Below are 18,426 nucleotides of genomic sequence, written 5' to 3' on the forward strand. Positions count from 1 at the left end.
GACTATGCGAGGTGATCGGATGCGCGCGTTCCGCGAGGCGGTCGAGGCGGGCGACCTGGACGCCGTCGAGGCGCTGCTGGCCGAGGACGTCGTCTTCACCAGCCCGGTCGTCTTCAAGCCCTACCGCGGCAAGGCGATCACCGCGGCGATCCTGCGTGCGGTCTCCCAGGTGTTCCAGGACTTCCGCTACGTCCGTGAGATCGGCGACCCGGACGGACCCGGACACGCACTGGTCTTCACGGCCCGGGTGGGCGACCGGGAGCTGACCGGCTGCGACTTCCTGCGGGTGAACGAGGACGGTCTGATCGACGACTTCATGGTCATGGTCCGTCCGCTGTCGGGCGCCCACGCCCTCGCCGAGGCCATGGGCGCGCGGTTCGAACAGATCTCCAAGGAGGCGGAGGCGCGGTCCGCGTGAGGGCGTGCAGGCGATCACGAACGCGCCGGACAGGGGCTGACCGTCAGCCCTTGAGCTGCTCCAGCGTGGCCCTGGTGTCCGTCTTCAGCCAGTCGGACACGTCGGTGAGACCGGGCGGGTTCTTGTCCTGGTCGTACGAGCTGAGGTAGGCGCTGTAGCTCATCGTGTACGTCACCCAGCCGTCGCGCACGGCGAGCGTGGCGTAGCGGGAGCCGCTGGAGGAGCCGCTCGTGGTGTCCTGGCTGACGAGGTAGGCCTCGTCGCCGATGCCCTTGACCGGGTTCACGTCGTAACCCGTGTGGCTGTCGTCGTAGTTCTTCCAGGTGGCCGTGAACTCCGGGGCCGGGTCGGTCTTCCGGTGCAGGTCCACCTGGATGGACAGATAGGCGTCCGCGTACGAGGAGCCGGTCTTCTTCAGGTTCAGGCTGCAGTAACTCTCGTCGAGCGCCCTGTCCTTGAGGGAGCTGTGCGTCGGCGAGGAGTCGCTCTCGGGGTACTCGTCCTTGAAGGACGAGTAGTCCGCGTCCGAGCACATGTTGGAGGGCGCCGAGTAGCCGCGCAGGTCCGCGCTGTCCCCCATGCCCCCGATCAGGAACACTCCGGCCGCCCACGCGGCGGAGGCGACGACCGCGCCGACGGCGACCCACAGCACCGCCCGGCCGGCGCCACCGCCGCCACCGGACGGCGCAGCGGGGACCGGGCCGTACCGGGGCGGCTGCGCGTACGGGTTCCCCGGCACGCCCGCCTGCGGCTGGGCGGGCTGTCCGACCAGCGTCGGCTGCGCATAGAAGCTCCCCGGCGGGGGCGACTGCGGGTTCGGGTAGGGATAGGCCGTCGGCTGCGGCGGGATCGCCGACTGCGGCGCGGGCTGCCCGGGCTGCGGAGCCGGCTGGTCGGCCGGCTGCGAGGGCTGCGGTGGCGTGGACATGTCGTGACGATAGTGCACGGTTGCCGGTCAAGTGCCCTCACGTCCGGGATCGTTATGGTGTGGGGACACTTGGTGCGGGGCGGTGACATACGGGTCCGGACCAGGCTCCCGCGTCGCAGCGGGCGGAGTTCGGCCCGGGGCCGGCTCAGCCACCCAGGTGCACGGGAAGCGCGCGCACACTGTTGCCGACGAAGCCGGCGTGCCGGGACAGTTCGCGCTCGGGCACGGCGAGGTCCAGGTCCGGGAAGCGGGTGAACAGCCGCTCCAGGGCGACGGTGGCCTCCAGCCGGGCCAGCGGGGCGCCCAGGCAGTAGTGGGGGCCGTGGCCCAGGGAGAGGTGGCGTACGGCGTCGGCGCGGGCGGCCCTGGTGACGTCGAAGCGGTCGGCGTCCGGGCCATGGGCGGCCGGGTCGCGTCCGGCGGCGGAGTACCCGGCGAGGACCGGCGTGCCGGCGGGTATGAGCGTGCCGTCCACGGTCAGGTCCCGCACGGGATAGCGGAACGGGAAGTAGCTCACCGGCGCGTCCCAGCGCAGGGTCTCCTCGACCACGTCGGCCCAGCTCGCCCGCCCCGCGCGCACCAGGTCCAGTTGGCCACGGTGGCCGCACAGGGCGCGTACGGCGTTGGTGATCAGGTTGAGCGTGGTCTCGTGGCCGGCGATGATCATCAGGACCAGGGTGCCGATCAGCTCCTGCGGGCCGAGCCGGTCGCCGTCCTCGTCGCGGGCGGCGATCAGGTCGCTGGTGAGGTCGTCGCCGGGGCGTTCGGCCTTCGCGGCGGCTGTCTCGGCCAGAACGGCGACGAGTTCGCGGTTGGCGGTGACCGCCTCGCCCGGTTCGATGTCGGTGGCGACGACCCGGCTGGACAGGTGGTGCAGCCGGTCGCGGAACTCGGGACCGACGCCGAGGAGTTCACTGATGACACTCATGGGCAGGGGCAACGCGAAATGCTTCCGCAGATCGGCGACTCCGCCGCCCGCCGCGGCGACCCGCGCCAGGTCGTCGAGCAGCGAGGCCGTCAACTCCTCGACCCGGGGCCGCAGTTCCTCGACCTGCCGGGGCGTGAACGCCCGGCTGACCAGCGCTCGCAGCCGACGGTGGTCGTCCCCGTCGGCGGTGGTCATGCCCCGCACGGTGGCGAAGGTCAGCAAAGGCCAGCCCGCGCCGATCCGGCCCTCCCGCAGCGCCGTGAAGTGCCGTGCGTCCTTGGCCACGTCGGGGTGCTGCAGGAATTCCCTGAGCGTCTCGTGCCCGAGTACGGCGGCACCCTCGATCCCACCCGGCAGCACGACCGGGGCCACGGCACCGCGGGCCAGCAGCCGGGCATTGTCGGCGTGCGGGCACCCACCCGAAGGATCCATGCGGTGCGGTGCACTGGCGGGATTGGTCTCCACCGGGCTCTCCTCACATCGATTGGGGGGAATGAGCCCGATCGTAGGCGCCGCCGGGCGTTTTCCGGAGGGGCGTGGCACGCCGGCTCAGGCCCGGGACGGGCGCGCATCGGCCTGCCCGCCTCTCCTCCCGGCTCGGGAATAGCTCACGCGAGAGACGTGTTGACACCGCTACAGCCGTACCGTGCCGTCGAGTGGTACGGTGCTGACAGCACTCGTGCACGCCCCCTTGTGGGCGCCGGTGCCGGTTTCCCCTCTCCGCGCTGATCCGTCCGTCGTTTCCACTCGGCGCGTCAGTTTCTCAGGACCGCCTCGCTCCGAGGCGCCGTTTCCGCCGCCCGGAGGCACGTACGCCCTCCCGTCTCGCGGCTCCCCTCCCCCTTCCCCCCTTCCTCCTGCTCTTTCGTCCGTGAAAGGACCACCATGACCACCACACTCGAACCCCCTCACGTCCAGCAGGCCCCGGCCGCCCTGCTCGTCACCGGTGTCCTTGACATCGACGCGCACGGGAAGGGGCATCTGCGGGCCGTGAACTGCCTGTCCTCCCCCGCCGACCCGCAGGTACCGCCCGCGCTGATCCGCCGTCACGGCCTGCGCAGGGGCGACCTCGTCGAGGGGGTGCGCGGGGCACAGCGCGCCCTGACCGAGGTCGCGCACGTCAACGGGCACGCTCCGGGCGACCTCCGGGGCCGCCGCCACTTCCGGGACCTGACCCCCCTCCACCCGTACGAACGGCTCCGTCTGGAACACCCGGCGTCCGGCCTGGCCGGACGGGTCACCGACCTGTTCGCGCCGGTCGGCAAGGGCCAGCGGGGACTGATCGTGGCCCCGCCGAAGAGCGGCAAGACCGTGCTGCTCCAGCAGCTGGCCGCCGCCGTGGCCGGCAACCATCCCGAAAGCCGTCTGATGGTCGTCCTGCTGGACGAGCGCCCCGAAGAGGTCACCGAGATGCGCCGCTCGGTGCGCGGCGAGGTGTACGCCTCCACCTTCGACCGGGCGCCCAAGGAGCACATCGCCCTCGCGGAACTGGTCGTCGAACGGGCCAAGCGGCTCGTCGAGGCCGGCGAGGACGTCGTCATCCTGCTGGACTCCCTGACCCGGCTGTGCCGGGCCCACAACAACGCCTCCGCCGCCGGCGGACGCACCCTGAGCGGTGGTGTCGACGCGGGCGCGCTGGTCGGCCCCAAGCGGTTCTTCGGCGCCGCCCGAAAGGCCGAGGAGGGCGGCTCGCTCACCATCCTCGCCACCGTCCTGGTGGACACCGGCTCCCGTGCCGACGGCTACTTCTTCGAGGAGCTGAAGAGCACGGGGAACATGGAGCTGCGCCTGGACCGGGAGCTCGCCGCCCGCCGGGTCTTCCCCGCCGTGGACATCGACCCAACGGGCACCCGCCGCGAGGAGTTCCTCCTCACCGCGGCCGAGTTGACGGCCACCCGGGGCCTGCGCCGGGCCCTGCGCTCCCGGGAGGGCGGACCGGCCGCCCTGGAGACCCTGCTGGAGCGGATGCGGGACACCCCTGACAACGCCACCTTCCTGCGCCGCATCCAGCCGACCCTGCCCGCGGGCTGAACGTCGCCGGGGCGTGCCGGCGTGCGGCATCCGGGTTGCTCCGCTGGGCCGTCCGGCCCGGCCAGCGCGCCACTCCACCCCATCCTTCTTAGGTTGATCGTATGATCACCGGATTCTCTCGTCGGGCGGCCGTGACAGCCTGTTCCCTGTGCGTGGCGGGCGTGCTGGCACTCTCGCCGGCCGCTGCCGCCAGCGCACACCGTGCGGGGGATCCCGCACCGCCGGGGCCGCGGGCCGCGGTTCCGCAACCCTCCCTGCTCTATCGCTCCGGCACGCAGGTCCGGCCACGCCGCGGCGCGCCCGAGGTGCCGGACGTCTCCGCGCTCTCCTGGCTGGTGGCCGACGCCGGCAGCGGCGAGGTGCTGGCCGCGAGCGAGGCGCACCGCAGGCTGCCGCCCGCCAGCACCCTGAAGACCCTGTTCGCCCTCACCGTGCTGCCGACCCTGCCCGCAGAGCGGCACCACACCGTCCGGTACGAGGAGTTGGAGGACGTGGGCGAGGGCAGCAGCCTGGTCGGCGTCGAGGAGGGCCACACCTACAAGGTGGCCGACCTGTGGCGCGGCGTCTTCCTCAGCTCCGGCAACGACGCCGTGCACGTGCTCGCGTCCCTGGGCGGCGGCTGGCACGAAACAGCCGTCCGTATGCAGGCCAAGGCCCACGCGCTGGGCGCCCTGGACACCCACGTGGTCTCCCCCGACGGTTACGACACCCCCGGCCAGGTCTCCTCGGCGTACGACCTGGCGGTCTTCGGCCGTGAGGGGCTGCGCAACCCCGAGTTCGCCCGGTACTGCTCCACCGCCGAGGCCCAGTTCCCCGGCGACGGCTGGCCGTACGCGATCGAGAACACCAACCGCCTGCTGACCGGCGAGGACGGTGTGGCGCCCTACCCGGGACTGATCGGCATCAAGAACGGCTACACCAGCAACGCGGGCAACACCCTCGTCGCCGCGGCGCGCCGGGGCGGGCGCACCCTCGTCGTCACCGTGATGAACCCTCAGGCGGGCGGCGGGTTCACCGTGTACGAGGAGGCACGCGAGCTGCTCGACTGGGGCTTCGCGGCAGCCGGGCGGGTGGATCCGGTCGGCTCCCTGGACGGGCTGCGCACCGCTTCCCGCACCCCCGCGTCACCCGCGTCCGCCGCGCCCGTGGCGGCCGCCTCCTCCGGGGCACCGGACGACGACTCGGACTGGTCGCAGACCGCGGCCGTCGCGGGTCTCGCCGGGCTCGGCGCGTGGGCCGTGACGCGGGTGCTGCGGGCCAAGGGCGGCGGGGCCGCCGGCGGCTGACCGGCCGGCAGGCCCAGCAGCAGGCCGAGCGTGATCCACGTGTAGGTGTTGCCGCCGACGAAGCCGTCGACACCCGAGGAGTCCTCGAACCACAGCCACACCACGCTGGTGCACAGCACCGCGTACAGGGCGCCCGCCGGCCGCGGGTGCCCGGCGCGTGCCAGCACCACGAAGGACGGCAGCAGCCACACCAGGTGGTGCACCCAGGTGATCGGGCTGACCAGGCAGGCCGCCGCGCCGGTGAGGGCGAAGGCCGCCGTCCAGTCGCCGGCCGTCACCGCCCGGCCGGCCCGCCACGCCCACACGCACAGCACCAGCAGGACCGCCGCTGCCCACGGTGCGCGGCCCGGTTCGCCGAGCCGGGCCAGGACGCCCTGCAGCGACTGGTTCGACACGTAGTCGAGGCGGCCGACGCGGCCGGTGTCCCACAGTGCCTCGGTCCAGTAGAAGCGCGAAGCGCCCGGGTCCGCCCAGGCGGCGAGCCCGGTCGCCGCGAGGGCCACGCCTGTCGCCACTGCGGCCGCCCGCCACCGCCGGGCGAGCAGCAGCAGGCCGATGAACAGGGCGGGCGTGAGCTTGACGGCGGCGGCCAGTCCGATCCCGGCGCCCGCCCAGCGACCCCGCCCGGTCGCCAGCAGCCAGGAGTCGCCGAGCACCAGGGCGAGCAGTACCAGGTTCACCTGGCCGAAGCTGAACGTGTCGCGCAGCGGCTCGAACAGGGCCAGGCCGCACAGGGCCAGCGACCAGCGGTACCAGCCGTGCCGCCGCCAGCCGGCTCCGGCCAGGATCCGCAGCACCACCGCCAGCGCGGCCAGGTTCACCAGCAGGGAGGCCACGATCGCGCCGGGCCGGCTCATCGGGGCCAGGGGCAGCATGGCGAGCGCGGCGAACGGCGGATACGTGAAGCCGTACGACGTCCCCGGCACCCGGTAGTCGTAGATCCGGCCGCCGTGGTGCAGCCAGGTGTGCACGGTCCCGTAGTAGACGCGCAGGTCGAAGAAGTCCCGCAGCAGCGGCACGGTCGCCGTGAACACGGTCACCGCGGCGGCCAGGCCGAGCACGAGCAGCGCGCGGCCCCGGTCCGTGCGCGGCGGCATCGGCCCCGTCATGCCGTATGTCCCGTCGCCGGGGCCTGCGCCGCCTGGTGGGCCTGCCACAGGACGACCACACCGAGCAGCCCGCCGGAAACCGCGAGGACCAGTTGGCCGAGGTCGGCCGGGCCGCCACTGGGCAGCACGGCGAGGGCCAGGACGCCTGCCAGGGCGGCCACCCGGTGCCGTACCGGGGTGCTGGGTGCGGCGGCCGCGATGAGGAACAGGCCCCACAGCAGGTACCAGGGGCGGATCGCCGGGCCGAAGACGGCGACCGCGAGCAGGCTCAGGCCGAGGGCGTACACCGGTCGCGGGCGCAGCCGGAGCCATATCAGCACTATGGCTCCGGCGGTGGCCGCGAGGCCCAGCAGATGCCAGGCCGGTACAGCCAGCGGGGCCAGGTCGCTGCCGAGGCGGTCGAGCAGGGCGCCGGTGGCGCGGCCCAGCAGGCTGGTGAGCGCCCAGTTGTGCGGGGAAACGGGCGTGTCCAGGGCGCGTATCCAGCCGTATCCCGTTCCGGCCACGGCGGTCGCGGCGACCGTGGTCGCCGCTGCGGCGGCCGCCGTCGTCACGGTGGCCCACAGCGGGGTGCGGCGGGTGCGGATCTGCAGGGCCACCACCGCGAGCAGGCCCAGCGCGGCGGGCGCCTTGACCAGGGCGGCCAGAGTGACGAGCACCGCCCCGAGGACGGGCCACCGGCCGCGCGCGGCGACCAGGCCGAGACCCAGCAGGCCGAGCATGATCGCGTCGTTGTGGGCGCCCGCGACCAGGTGCAGCAGGACCAGCGGGTTCAGGGCGCCGAGCCAGAGCGCGGCGGCCGGGTCGGCGCCGCTGTGCCGGGCCAGGCGGGGCAGCGCCACCGCCATCAGGGCCACGCCCAGCAGGGCGACCAGGCGCATGCCGAGCAGGCCTGCGTGCAGTTCGCCCCGGGTCAGGCCCGACAGCGCGGAGGCCAGCCACAGGAAGGCGGGGCCGTACGGGGCGGCCGTGTGCTGCCACACCGGGGCGACCTCGTCGGCCAGCGGGCCGCCGAGCTGCGCGGGGCCCTGGGCGTACACGTCCATGTGGGCGTCGACCATGGCGCCCTGGGCGAGGTAGCTGTAGACGTCCCGGCTGAACAGCGGGGGCGCGAGCAGCAGCGGCGCCGCCCAGAGGGCCAGGACCAGCAACAGGGACCGCTGGGTGGGCGGTTGCGGTCCGCGCACCAGACGGCCGAGGAGCACCCAGGCGGCCGTCAGCAGCACGACACCGAAGTAGACGCCGACCAGCCCGAGCGCGGCCTGCGCGGAGGCGGGGGCGAGGAGGTCCGGTACGGGCAGGGCACCGGCGCTCTCACCGCCCAGCGCGAGGAAGGCGGTACCGGCCAGGCCCAGCACCTGGCACCGGCGGAGATCGACGGGGAAAGCCATGGCCAACACTGGATCAGCGTGTCAACGCGGGATGGCCGGAAGAAGACGCTCCACTCACCGGCGGACGGCCTGCGTGTGACCAGCGTGTGAGCGGTGCGGCGCGACGTGGCCGGCCGGACGCTCAGAACACGGACAGCCCGGTGAGCGTGGTGAACCTGTCCAGGGCCGCCACCCCCGCCACGGAGTTCCCGCGTTCGTCCAGCCCCGGGCTCCACACGCACAGCGTGCAGCGGCCCGGGACGACCGCGATGATGCCGCCGCCGACACCGCTCTTGCCGGGCAGGCCGACGCGGTAGGCGAAGTCGCCGGCCGCATCGTAGGTACCGCAGGTCAGCATCACCGCGTTGACCTGCTTGGCCTGGCTGCGGGTGAGCAGCCGGGTGCCGTCGGCGCGGATGCCGTGCCGGGCGAGGAACGTGGTGGCGAGGGCGAGGTCGGCGCAGGAGGCGGCGATGGAGCACTGCCGGAAGTACTGGTCGAGCAGGATCGGCACGTCGTTGTCGATGTTGCGGTAGGAGGCCATGAAGTGGGCGAGGGCCGCGTTGCGGTCGCCGTGCGCGGTCTCGGAGGCGGCGACCTCCTTGTCGAAGTCCAGCGAGGTGTTGCCGCTCTCCGTGCGGAGGAAGGCCAGCAGTTCCCCGGCCGCGTCCCCGGTACGGGTCTGGAGGCGGTCGGTCACGACGAGCGCGCCCGCGTTGATGAAAGGATTCCTCGGAATGCCGTTCTCGTACTCCAGTTGCACCAGGGAGTTGAACGGGTTGCCGGAGGGCTCGCGGCCCACGTGCTCCCAGAGCTGGTCGCCCTCGCGGGCCAGGTCGAGGGCGAGGGTGAAGACCTTGGTGATGGACTGCGTGGAGAAGGGCTGCCGCCAGTCCCCCACCCCGTACACCGTGCCGTCCAGCTCGGCGACGGCCATGCCGAAGCTGCGCGGATCGCGGGCCGCGAGGGCCGGGATGTAGTCGGCGGGACACCCGCGGCCGGGTGTGCGCCCTATCTCCTCGGCGATGCGCTCCAGGACCGGAAGGAAGGTGAGGGACGACGTCGTTGTCATGATCACCATTGTGCCTCCCGGCCGGTCCAGGCGCGCCATCACAGGGGCGTAAGCGCAGGTCAGGTGGCGGGTGCCCCGCTGCCGGCGACGATCTCGGGGCGCAGCAGGTCGGCCAGCCTCTCGGCGGGCAACAGGCCCTTCTCCAGGACGAGTTCCGCCACGCCCCGGCCGGTGGCGAGGGCCTCCTTGGCGATGTCGGTGGCGGCCGTGTACCCGATGTGCGGGTTGAGCGCGGTGACCAGGCCGATGGAATTCTCGACGGTCGCGCGCAGCACCTCGGTGTTGGCGGTGATGCCGTTCACGCAGCGCTCGGCGAGGGTGAGGCAGGCGTTTCGCAGATGGGTGACCGACTCGGACAGCGAGTGCAGGATGATCGGCTCGAAGGCGTTGAGCTGGAGCTGTCCCGCCTCCGCCGCCATGGTGATGGCGACGTCGTTGCCGATCACCTCGAAGGCGACCTGGTTGACGACCTCGGGGATCACCGGGTTGACCTTGCCCGGCATGATCGAGGAACCGGCCTGTACCGGCGGCAGGTTGATCTCGCCCAGGCCCGCGCGCGGGCCCGAGGACAGCAGGCGCAGGTCGTTGCAGCTCTTGGAGAGCTTGACCGCGATCCGCTTGAGAACGCCGGACATCTGGACGAAGGCGCCGCAGTCCTGAGTGGCCTCGACCAGGTTGGCCGCGGTGACCAGGGGCAGCCCGGTGATGGCGGCGAGCTGCCGGCGGGCTGCCTCGGCGTATCCGGCCGGGGCGTTCAGGCCCGTGCCGATGGCCGTGGCACCCAGGTTGATCTCGTGGATCAGCTCGGCGGCCTCGGCGAGCCGGCTGCGGTCCTCCTCCAGCATCACGGCGAACGCCGAGAACTCCTGGCCGAGGGTCATCGGCACCGCGTCCTGCAGCTGGGTACGGCCCATCTTGAGCACGTCGCGGAACTCGACGGCCTTGCGGCCGAAGGCGTCCTGCAGGACGGCCATCGCCTTGAGCAGGCCGCGCACCGCGAACACCGTCGCGATCTTGACGGCGGTCGGGTAGACGTCGTTGGTCGACTGGCCGAGGTTGACGTCCTCGTTGGGGTGCAGGTGCGCGTACTGCCCCTTCGCGTGCCCGAGCAGTTCCAGCGCACGGTTCGCCACGACTTCGTTGGCGTTCATGTTGGTGGAGGTGCCGGCACCGCCCTGGATGACGTCCACGACGAACTGGTCGTGCAGCCGGCCGTCCCGGATCTCCCGGCAGGCGGCGACGATCGCGGCCGCCTTCCGGGGCTCCAGCAGGCCGAGTTCCTCGTTGGCGAGGGCGGCGGCCTCCTTGACGGCGGCCAGGGCGTCGATCAGGTGCGGGTAGGCGGAGATCGGGGTGCCGGTGATGGGGAAGTTCTCCGTCGCGCGCAGGGTGTGGACACCCCAGTACACGTCGGCGGGGACGTCGCGGTCGCCGAGCAGATCGTGTTCGCTTCGGGTGGCGGCGGTCATGAGGGCTGGAGTCGCCTTTCTGAGGTACGGAGGTGACAGCGCCCCGAAAGGGGCCCGGGGAACCGCGCGATCGACCACGAACGGCCCGCAGACCGGCGACGGCCGGCAGTCCCCCAACGGCATCGGGCGAAGCGCTACGCGCAAGCGGTGAGCGGCACCGGATCCAGCGCACGTACCGGCCGCACGCAGCCCACCGGCTCCCCGCCACCCAGCAGCGCCTCTCCGGCGAACTCGGTCAGCAGTTCGGGGTCCACGCCCGCGCGAGCGAGCGCGGCCGCCGCCACCGGGACACGCGCCCGGTTCGCCCCGTCGGCGATCTTGACGGCGATCGCACGGCCGTCGGGCAGCGCGGCCACCTGGACGCCCTCGAAGCCGTCCTTGGCAAGCAGGCCGGGGACGGCCGCCATCAGCGCGGACACGTCACGCCCCGCGCCGGAGGCCATCTCGGCGTGCTCGCGCATCGCGTCGGCCACCCGGGTCTCCGGCGTGCCCGGCGCGGCCGAGGCGATGCGGGAGAGGGCACGGGCGAGGCCATGCAGGGAGATGGAGAACAGCGGCGCGCCGCAGCCGTCCACGGTGACCCGGGCGACGTGCTGGCCGGTCAGGTCCTCGACGATCTCGGCGATGGCCTGCTGGAGCGGGTGCGCGGGGTCCAGGTAGTCCTCCAGGGACCAGCCGTTGAGCTTGGCGGTCCACAGCATCGCCGCGTGCTTTCCGGAGCAGTTCTGCGCGAGGCGGGAGGGCAGCCGGCCCTCGCGGACCCAGGCGTCCCGCACGGCCGGGCCGAACGGCATGTCGGGCACGTTGCGCAGGTCCTCCTCGGTGAGCCCGGCGAGTGCGAGGATCCGCCGGGTGCCGGCGAGGTGGCGTTCCTCGCCGGAGTGGCTCGCGGCGGCGAGCGAGAGCAGCTCGCCGTCGAGCGGCAGCCCGGCGCGCAGCATGGCGACGGCCTGGACGGGCTTGAGGGCCGAGCGCGGGTAGAACGCGGCCTCGATGTCGCCGAGCTGGAAGTGGACCTGGCCGTCGGCGTCGAGAACGACGACGGAGCCGTAGTGGATGCCCTCGACGACCCCGCCCCGGACGAGGTGGGCGACGGGGGCGTGGAGGGGTTCGCGGATCAGGGGTGCGTCCGCGGGCGAACTGCTGTACCCGCTCATGCCTCGGGTCCGCCTTCCGTGGGGTCGTCCGTGTGCCCGGGGCGCACGATGTCGGTGAGGGTCTTCTCGACGCGGTCGAGGTGGTGGCTCATCGCCTCGACGGCGTCGTGCTCGGAACCGTCGATCAATGCCTCGACGATCGCCCGGTGCTCGCGGTTGGACTGCTCGCGGCGCCCGCCCAGTTCGTTGAGGAAGGCCGACTGACGCGCCAGTGCGTCGCGGATCTCCTCGATGACCCGGCGGAAGACCGGGTTCTGGGCGGCTTCGGCCACGGCGAGGTGGAAGAGGCTGTCCATGGCGACCCACGCGGTGGTGTCCGTCTCCTGCTCCATGCGGTCCAGGAGGTGGGCCATGTGGTCCAGGTTCTCCGGGGTGCGGCGCACAGCGGCGTATCCGGCGACCGGGATCTCGATGTGCCGGCGCACCTCGAGCAGGTCGCTGGCCGCGTAGTCGCCGAAGGTGGGGTCCTCGACGGCGCTCGCGACGACGAAGGTGCCCTTGCCGGTCCGGGAGACCGTCAGGCCCATCGTCTGCAGCGCGCGCAGTGCCTCGCGCAGGACGGGCCGGGACACCTCGAGGGTGCGGCACAGCTCGGCCTCGGAGGGGAGCTTGTCGCCGATCGCGTAGTCGCCGCGTTCGATGGCGCTGCGGAGGTGGCCGAGGACCGCTTCCATGGCGCTGACGCGCCGCGGGGCCGAGCCACCTGTCTGGCTGTCTGACAGGTTCACGGGAGCGATCCTGCGGCTTGCGGCGGCGGACTGTCAAGGCGTCCCGCAAGGAAACATTCACGGGGTGCGGCGCCTGAATGCAGGCATCCGTACCCCGTGGGTGATCAGCGGGCTTCGCTCAGCTGTTGAGCGTGCCGGAGGCGAGCAGTCCGAGGAGCACCCCGCCGATGACGATCCGGTAGATCACGAAGGCGTTGAAGGAGTGCTTGGCGACGAACTTCAGCAGCCAGGCGATGGAGGCGTAGGCGACCACGAAGGAGACGATCGTGCCGACGGCCAGCGGAGCGGCGCCGACGCCCGCGCCGAGGGCGTCCTTCAGCTCGTAGATGCCCGCGCCGGTCAGCGCCGGGATGCCGAGGAAGAACGACAGGCGGGTGGCCGCGACGCGGTCCAGGTCCAGGATGAGCGCGGTGGACATGGTGGCGCCGGAGCGGGAGAAGCCGGGGAAGAGCAGGGCGAGGATCTGGGAGCAGCCGACCAGCATCGCGTCCTTGAAGGAGGTGTCGTCCTCACCGCGCTTGTGCCGGCCCATCTGGTCCGCGGCCCACATCACACCGGATCCGACGATCAGCGAGCCGGCGACCACCCAGAGCGAGGCGAGCGTACCTTCGATCAGCGGCTTGGCGGCCAGGCCCACCACGACGATCGGGATGGTCGCGGCGATCACCCACCAGGCGAACTTGTAGTCGTGGTGGTAGCGCTCCTCGCGGTTGGTCAGACCGCGGAACCAGGCGGAGACGATCCGCTTGATGTCCTTGAAGAAGTACACGAGCACGGCGGCGATGGCACCGACCTGGATGACGGCGGAGAACCCGACGACGGACTTGTCGTCGACAGGAATGTCCATGAGCCCCTCGGCGATCTTGAGGTGGCCGGTGGAGGACACCGGGAGGAACTCGGTCACCCCCTCGACTACTCCGAGGACGACGGCCTGACCGACGGAGATGGCGCTCATGGGATCCAGTTCTGAGGAGAGTTGGTCGACAGTGCTGTAGACAGTACTTACTATGCCCGGCCGTACGCCAAGCGCCTAGGGCCGGTCCGGCGGACAGACCCTCAGGCCCACAGGGCATCGGCGAGGGCCACCCCCGCGAAGGCGGCCGCCAGCCCCGCCGCCACGCTCGCGACGGCGTTGACCGCAGCGTAGAGGCCCGCACCGGCCTCGGTCAGCCGCAGGGTCTCGTAGGAGAAGGTCGAGTACGTCGTCAGGGCTCCGCACAGCCCGGTGCCGAGCAGCAGCTGCAGGTGCGGACCTGCGGCTCCGGCGGAAGCGGCACCGGTGAGCAGGCCGAGGATCAGGCATCCGGTGACGTTCACCACGAAGGTGCCCCAGGGGAAGAGCGAGTCGTGGCGGCCCTGGACGGCCCGGTCGGTGAGATAGCGCAGCGGCGCGCCGACCATGGCTCCCAGGACGACCAGCAGCCAGTTCACAACGACTTCTTACCCTTCGGATGCGCCGCGTCCGGGCCCGCCGTCCGGCCCACGTACCGGATGACCTCGCACTCCTCCAGCGTCACGAGGCCTTCGCCGACCAGCTCGTCCAGCTGCGGCAGGAACGCCCGGACCCGCTCCTCGGTGTCCACCACGACGATCGCCACCGGCAGGTCCTCGCTCAGGGACAGCAGCCGGGAGGTGTGGATGCGGGAGGAGGCGCCGAACCCCTCGATGCCGCGGAAGACGCTGGCCCCGGCGAGTCCGGCGGCGTGCGCGCGGTGCACGATCTCGGAGTAGAGGGGCTTGTGGTGCCAGGTGTCGTCCTCGCCGATGTAGACGGTCAGCCTGACGGCCCGGCCGCTGAGTGACGTCATCGCTGCCTCCGGGTGAGCACCAGACGGGCGGCGGCCGAGGCCAGCCACACCGCCGCGAGGGCCGCGAACAGGGTCGCGGCGAGGTAGGCCAGCCCGGTGCGGGGATGGCCGGCGTCCACCAGCTTGCGGATGTCGACGGCGTAGGTGGAAAAGGTGGTGAAGCCGCCGAGCACGCCGGTGCCGAAGAAGGGGCGTACGAGACGGTGGGCGGCCCAGACGTCGCTGATCAGCACCATGAACACGCCGATGACGGCACAGCCGATGACATTGATGCCGAACGTCGCCCAGGGGAAGCCGCCGGGTGGCGTGGGCCAGGCCAGGCCGAGCCCGTAGCGGGTCGTGGCACCGAGGGCACCGCCCACGGCGACCACCGCGACGACGGGGGCCTGGGTGCGCCACTCGGGCCGCCGCGGGGGTGCCGGGCGGGCACGGAGGCTCTCGGCTTCCGGGGCTGTCATGCTCGTACGTCTCCTGTCAGGCCTGCCCCGACGGGTGATCACGGCCGGGCACCAGGGTACCGCCGTGTCAGGGGGCGGCGGGCAGCACGCAGACCGCGATGCCGGGCTCCCAGAGACTGCCGAGGACCAGGTGCCTGCCGGCCCGGCACACGCTGGTGACCATGCGGAAGGCGGAGCGGCGGCGGGTGAGGTGGTGGACGGTCCCGCCCTGGTCGTCGAGGGCCATCACACCGATCGTGCCGCCCGGGCGGAACGGCGCGTGCACGGCGACCCGGGCGGCGGTGCGGCGCACGGCGGGCCGGGCACGGTGCAGGAGGTCGAGGGGCGGGACGCGCGGTCCCGCGAGGGCTACCCAGATCGGCCCGTCGGGGCCCTCCCGCCACAGATTGTCGGGCATGCCGGGGAGATCCGCGAAGGGCTCGGCCTGTCCGGCGCGCGGGCCGGTGAGGTGGTAACGGGTGAGACGGCAGGCGCCGGTCTCGGCGATCACCAGGAAGGAGCCGTCGGCGCTCGGAGCGAGGCCGTTGGCGAACTGCAGCCCCTCCAGGAGGACTTCGGGAGTGCCGCTCCCGGGCGCGAGGCGGAGCAGGCGTCCGGTGCCGGTGTGCTCCACGATGTCGCCGATCCACTGGTGCAGGGGATGGCGGCGGCTGGAGACGGTGAAGTACACGGTGCCGTCGTCCAGGGAGACGACGTTGCTGCAGAACCGCAGCCGCTCCCCCGCCACCGCGTCGGCGAGGACCGTGACGCCGCCGCCCGGCTCCACGCGCAGCAGGCCGCGTTCCGCGTCGCACACCAGCAGACCGCCGTCCGGGAGGAGCTCCAGGCCGAGGGGACGGCCGCCGGTCTCGGCGAGCGTCTCGACGCGGACCGTGTCCGGGTCCGCGAGGTGGCGGATGCGCAGGATGCGGCCGTCCTCCGTCCCGGTGAGGACCCGGCCCTCGGGGTCGGCCACCACGTCTTCGGGGCCGCGCCCGCCGAGGGCGACACAGTGGAGGGGGACGAGTGCGGTCGTCATGGGTATCTGCCCTTCGCCGTCCGAGCGGTCCATCCTCGCAGGCGGCCGGATCCTCACGAGGCTGTTTCGAGGCAGGCGGTGGATTCCTTCACCAGCCCTTCTCGAACATCCTGGCCACCTCGGCGATGCGGATCTCGTCGCGCCGGTAGTAGGTGCGGCAGCGGATCCGGCGGGTGCGCAGCAGGCCGAGACCGGCGAGGAGGTCCAGGTGGGCGAGTGCGGCCCGGCGTGACACACCGAGCTTGGCGGCCACGGCCCGCGCGGTGACACCGATGTCGGCCGGGTCGCCGGGACCGGCTCCCGGGAAGTGGGCCGCCGGGTCCTTCAACCAGTCCAGAATGTCCTGCCGCATGTGTCCCGAGGGAATCCTCAGCATCGCTCACGCCTCCGTCCCGGCCTCCTCACCTGTGGTGTGCCCACTGTGTCGCGGACGAGACCGTCCCGTCCGGGACTCGGCGCCCCTTGTCCGGTACCGAACGGGAGTACGGCCGGGAGGGGTTGGCCCGTCCGGCCCGGAAAAGGGGGGAGGGCCCGGCCGTCCCCCTACGGCCGGGCCCCGTGACGGTGGGGTTGCCGCACAGCGAGTGACCCACCGCGCCGGGAGTCCGCGACCGGTCAGGATCGAAGAAGCCAGGGTGGGCTCCCCGGTCCTAACGTGAGAGCACCGACGGGGAACCCGTCGGACCACGCGCACCAAGGAGTGAGTTCCATGACCGCCGGCCTGCAGACGATCATCTACCCCGTCAAGGACCTGGAGAAGGCCAAGCCGCTGTTCACCGCGCTGCTGGGCGTGGAGCCCTACGCCGACGAGCCCTACTACGTCGGTTTCAAGGCCGAAGGGCAGGACGTCGGCCTCGACCCGAACGGGCACGCGCAGGGGCTGACCGGACCGGTGCCGTTCTGGCACGTCACCGATCTCCGGGAGCGGCTGGCCGCCCTCCTGGAGGCGGGCGCGGAACTGCTCCAGGACGTGCGGGACGTGGGCAACGGCAGGCTGATCGCCTCGGTGAAGGACCCCGACGGCAACTTGATCGGGCTGCTCCAGGACCCGTCTGCCTGAGGCCCGGACGCCCGCTCACACCCGCACTAGTTGCACACTCAACGATTGGCCGAATCGGTGCTACGGTGCGGGTATGGCAGTCAAGACGGCCGATGCCGGGCTCGAGGAGCGCTGGCGGGACATCCTCTCGGTGCACGCGCGCACGATGTGCGAGATCGACCGCGCCCTGCACCCGCACGGGCTCGGCGCCAGCGACTTCGAGGTGCTGGACATCCTGGCGTCCGAGGCGCCCGAGCAGGGCGAGCAGTGCCGGGTGCAGAACCTGGTCGGACGGGTCCATCTCAGCCAGAGCGCCCTGTCCCGGCTGATCGGCCGCCTGGAGAAGGAGGGCCTGGTCGAGCGCTCGGTGTGTGCGGAGGACCGGCGCGGGGTGTGGGTCGCGCTCACCCGCAAGGGCCGCGACCTGTACGCCGAGGTATTGCCGCTGCAGCGGGCCGTGCTGGAGCGGATGCTGGCCGAGCGAGCCGGCTAGGGTCCGGCCGGCGGATCATGCCGGGATCGCGGGGCATGGCACGGCCACCCTCGGCGGTGTCCTCGGTTGCCGACTCCCACGCTCGGCTGCGCGCGCATGGGTCACCCCATCGCGTCGGCGCCCTCCTGCGCCGTGCAGTCCGGACGCTCAATGCCCCGCCGACCTGTACTGACAAGTCACCGTTGCCCGGAGCCGGCCCGATCCGCCGGACGGACCCTAGAGCGTCAGCTCCGCGCCGTCCGGCAGGACTTCCACCCCCTGCTCGGCCACACGCGCGCGTGCCGGTGAGCCGGGGTCGAGCAGCGGATTCGTGTTGTTGAGGTGGGTGTAGATCCGGCGCGGGCCAGGGTGGCGGGCCAGGGCCTCCAGGGAGCCCTGGGGCCCGGTGACCGGCAGATGCCCCATGGCCACCTGCCCGGCACCGGTGCGCACCGCCGTGCCCATCTCGTCGGCGGCGAAGAAGGTGCCGTCCAGCAGCACGCAGTCGGCCGACGCGCACAGGTCGTCCAGCACGGGACTCCAGGCGCCGACGCACGGCGCGTACAGCAGCACGCGCCCGCCGGCCAGGTCCTCGACGCGGTACGCCGTCACCCACGGGCCGCCGGGCTCGGGCGCAGACGGAACATACTTGGGGATCTTGGTGCCTACCTGATGGGCCGTGACGACCAGCCCGCCGGCCAGCACGAACCCGCCGTCGGCCAGGCTGTCGGCCCACTCCCAGGAGGCGTAGCGGTCCAGGGCCGCGCGTGCGGGGGTGAGGACGCCGCGGACCGGCGGGGCCGCGTAGACCTTCAGGCCCGCCGCCCCGCGCAGCTCGGTCAGACCCGTGACGTGGTCGGCCTCCGCGTCGGTGAGCAGCACACCGCGCAGCGGGGTGTCCCGGGGCCCGGGGCCGGGCCACAGGGCGGGGGTGGCGGTGAGCTGGGTGCGCAGATCGGGCGAGGCGTTCAGCAGCCACCAGTCGCGGCCGTTGCCGCTGACGGCGGCGCACTCCTGGGTGCGGGAGGGCAGCTCGCCCTTCCGGGCCGCCGCGCACAGCGCGCAGGCGCAGTTCCACTGCGGGAAGCCGCCTCCGGCGGCGGTGCCCAGCAGGACGATCCTCACGGCCATCGGC

Annotated in this window: 19 protein-coding genes and 1 pseudogene; 5 read left to right on the forward strand and 15 right to left on the reverse strand. The window is 72.6% G+C overall.

Features of this window, described 5'->3' with window-relative positions:
* Nucleotides 1-19: 19 nt before the first annotated feature.
* The gene (locus tag ACFZDC_RS14520; RefSeq protein ID WP_391323657.1) at nt 20-418 is read left to right on the forward strand and encodes a nuclear transport factor 2 family protein; all 399 of its coding nucleotides are present in this window, start codon (nt 20-22) and stop codon (nt 416-418) included.
* 43 nt (nt 419-461) lie between these two features.
* Here ACFZDC_RS14520 and ACFZDC_RS14525 read toward each other — a convergent pair whose 3' ends face one another.
* Both ACFZDC_RS14525 and ACFZDC_RS14530 read right to left on the reverse strand, forming a co-directional pair.
* Entirely contained in the window at nt 462-1,346 is an 885-nt protein-coding gene (locus ACFZDC_RS14525; protein ID WP_391323658.1) for a hypothetical protein, read from the reverse strand.
* 145 nt (nt 1,347-1,491) lie between these two features.
* A complete protein-coding gene (locus ACFZDC_RS14530; protein WP_391324044.1) occupies nt 1,492-2,706 on the reverse strand; it encodes a cytochrome P450 in 1,215 nt (404 codons plus the stop codon).
* 453 nt (nt 2,707-3,159) lie between these two features.
* Here ACFZDC_RS14530 and rho point away from each other — a divergent pair, with 453 nt between their 5' ends.
* Both rho and ACFZDC_RS14540 read left to right on the forward strand, forming a co-directional pair.
* Nucleotides 3,160-4,305: a transcription termination factor Rho gene (rho, locus tag ACFZDC_RS14535; RefSeq protein ID WP_391323660.1), complete on the forward strand. Its 1,146-nt coding sequence runs from the start codon at nt 3,160-3,162 to the stop codon at nt 4,303-4,305.
* A gap of 101 nt (nt 4,306-4,406) precedes the next feature.
* Nucleotides 4,407-5,240, forward strand: a pseudogene (locus tag ACFZDC_RS14540) (D-alanyl-D-alanine carboxypeptidase family protein); the annotation flags it as partial.
* A 59-nt stretch (nt 5,241-5,299) separates the two neighbouring features.
* Here the strand turns inward: ACFZDC_RS14540 and ACFZDC_RS14545 are convergent.
* The 12 genes from ACFZDC_RS14545 to ACFZDC_RS14600 all read right to left on the reverse strand — a co-directional run bounded on the left by ACFZDC_RS14545 (nt 5,300) and on the right by ACFZDC_RS14600 (nt 16,156).
* Nucleotides 5,300-6,700 (reverse strand): glycosyltransferase 87 family protein, encoded by a 1,401-nt coding sequence (locus tag ACFZDC_RS14545; protein ID WP_391323662.1) that lies wholly within the window; start codon nt 6,698-6,700, stop codon nt 5,300-5,302.
* Nucleotides 6,697-8,091: a polyprenol phosphomannose-dependent alpha 1,6 mannosyltransferase MptB gene (gene mptB, locus ACFZDC_RS14550; RefSeq protein ID WP_391323663.1), complete on the reverse strand. Its 1,395-nt coding sequence runs from the start codon at nt 8,089-8,091 to the stop codon at nt 6,697-6,699. Before mptB ends, ACFZDC_RS14545 begins: the two co-directional genes overlap by 4 nt.
* Before the next feature lie 121 nt (nt 8,092-8,212).
* The gene (locus tag ACFZDC_RS14555; protein WP_391323665.1) at nt 8,213-9,151 is read right to left on the reverse strand and encodes a glutaminase; all 939 of its coding nucleotides are present in this window, start codon (nt 9,149-9,151) and stop codon (nt 8,213-8,215) included.
* Between the two features lie 50 nt (nt 9,152-9,201).
* A complete protein-coding gene (aspA, locus tag ACFZDC_RS14560) occupies nt 9,202-10,611 on the reverse strand; it encodes an aspartate ammonia-lyase (RefSeq protein ID WP_391323667.1) in 1,410 nt (469 codons plus the stop codon).
* Between the two features lie 134 nt (nt 10,612-10,745).
* Nucleotides 10,746-11,768 carry an asparaginase gene (locus tag ACFZDC_RS14565; RefSeq protein WP_391323669.1) on the reverse strand — a complete coding sequence of 341 codons (1,023 nt, stop codon included), beginning with the start codon at nt 11,766-11,768 and terminating at the stop codon, nt 10,746-10,748.
* The gene (locus ACFZDC_RS14570; RefSeq protein WP_391324046.1) at nt 11,765-12,442 is read right to left on the reverse strand and encodes an FCD domain-containing protein; all 678 of its coding nucleotides are present in this window, start codon (nt 12,440-12,442) and stop codon (nt 11,765-11,767) included. The genes ACFZDC_RS14565 and ACFZDC_RS14570 overlap by 4 nt, the downstream gene beginning before the upstream one ends.
* A 172-nt stretch (nt 12,443-12,614) precedes the next feature.
* On the reverse strand, nt 12,615-13,451 hold the full coding sequence (locus ACFZDC_RS14575) for an undecaprenyl-diphosphate phosphatase (RefSeq protein ID WP_391323671.1): 837 nt from the start codon (nt 13,449-13,451) through the stop codon (nt 12,615-12,617).
* A gap of 101 nt (nt 13,452-13,552) precedes the next feature.
* Nucleotides 13,553-13,927, reverse strand: coding sequence for a fluoride efflux transporter CrcB (gene crcB / locus ACFZDC_RS14580; RefSeq protein ID WP_391323673.1), 375 nt, complete (start codon nt 13,925-13,927; stop codon nt 13,553-13,555).
* Nucleotides 13,924-14,304 (reverse strand): DUF190 domain-containing protein, encoded by a 381-nt coding sequence (locus tag ACFZDC_RS14585; protein WP_391323674.1) that lies wholly within the window; start codon nt 14,302-14,304, stop codon nt 13,924-13,926. Before ACFZDC_RS14585 ends, crcB (ACFZDC_RS14580) begins: the two co-directional genes overlap by 4 nt.
* Complete coding sequence (gene crcB / locus ACFZDC_RS14590) at nt 14,301-14,762, reverse strand: fluoride efflux transporter CrcB (RefSeq protein ID WP_391323676.1); 462 nt, start codon at nt 14,760-14,762, stop codon at nt 14,301-14,303. The genes ACFZDC_RS14585 and crcB (ACFZDC_RS14590) overlap by 4 nt, the downstream gene beginning before the upstream one ends.
* A 67-nt stretch (nt 14,763-14,829) precedes the next feature.
* A complete protein-coding gene (locus ACFZDC_RS14595; protein ID WP_391323677.1) occupies nt 14,830-15,780 on the reverse strand; it encodes an SMP-30/gluconolactonase/LRE family protein in 951 nt (316 codons plus the stop codon).
* A gap of 88 nt (nt 15,781-15,868) precedes the next feature.
* A complete protein-coding gene (locus ACFZDC_RS14600) occupies nt 15,869-16,156 on the reverse strand; it encodes an ArsR family transcriptional regulator (protein ID WP_391323679.1) in 288 nt (95 codons plus the stop codon).
* A 333-nt stretch (nt 16,157-16,489) separates the two neighbouring features.
* On the opposite strand from ACFZDC_RS14600, the gene ACFZDC_RS14605 reads away from it, so the two are divergent.
* Nucleotides 16,490-16,840: a VOC family protein gene (locus ACFZDC_RS14605; RefSeq protein ID WP_391323681.1), complete on the forward strand. Its 351-nt coding sequence runs from the start codon at nt 16,490-16,492 to the stop codon at nt 16,838-16,840.
* 73 nt (nt 16,841-16,913) lie between these two features.
* Nucleotides 16,914-17,312, forward strand: a complete 399-nt coding sequence (locus tag ACFZDC_RS14610; protein ID WP_391323683.1) for a MarR family transcriptional regulator — start codon at nt 16,914-16,916, stop codon at nt 17,310-17,312.
* A gap of 216 nt (nt 17,313-17,528) precedes the next feature.
* On the opposite strand, the gene pqqB is transcribed toward ACFZDC_RS14610, so the two are convergent.
* Nucleotides 17,529-18,422 carry a pyrroloquinoline quinone biosynthesis protein PqqB gene (gene pqqB, locus ACFZDC_RS14615; protein WP_391323685.1) on the reverse strand — a complete coding sequence of 298 codons (894 nt, stop codon included), beginning with the start codon at nt 18,420-18,422 and terminating at the stop codon, nt 17,529-17,531.
* Nucleotides 18,423-18,426: the final 4 nt, after the last annotated feature.

The sequence above is a fragment of the Streptomyces sp. NPDC007905 genome, from assembly GCF_042959345.1.
Classification (GTDB): Bacteria; Actinomycetota; Actinomycetes; order Streptomycetales; family Streptomycetaceae; genus Streptomyces.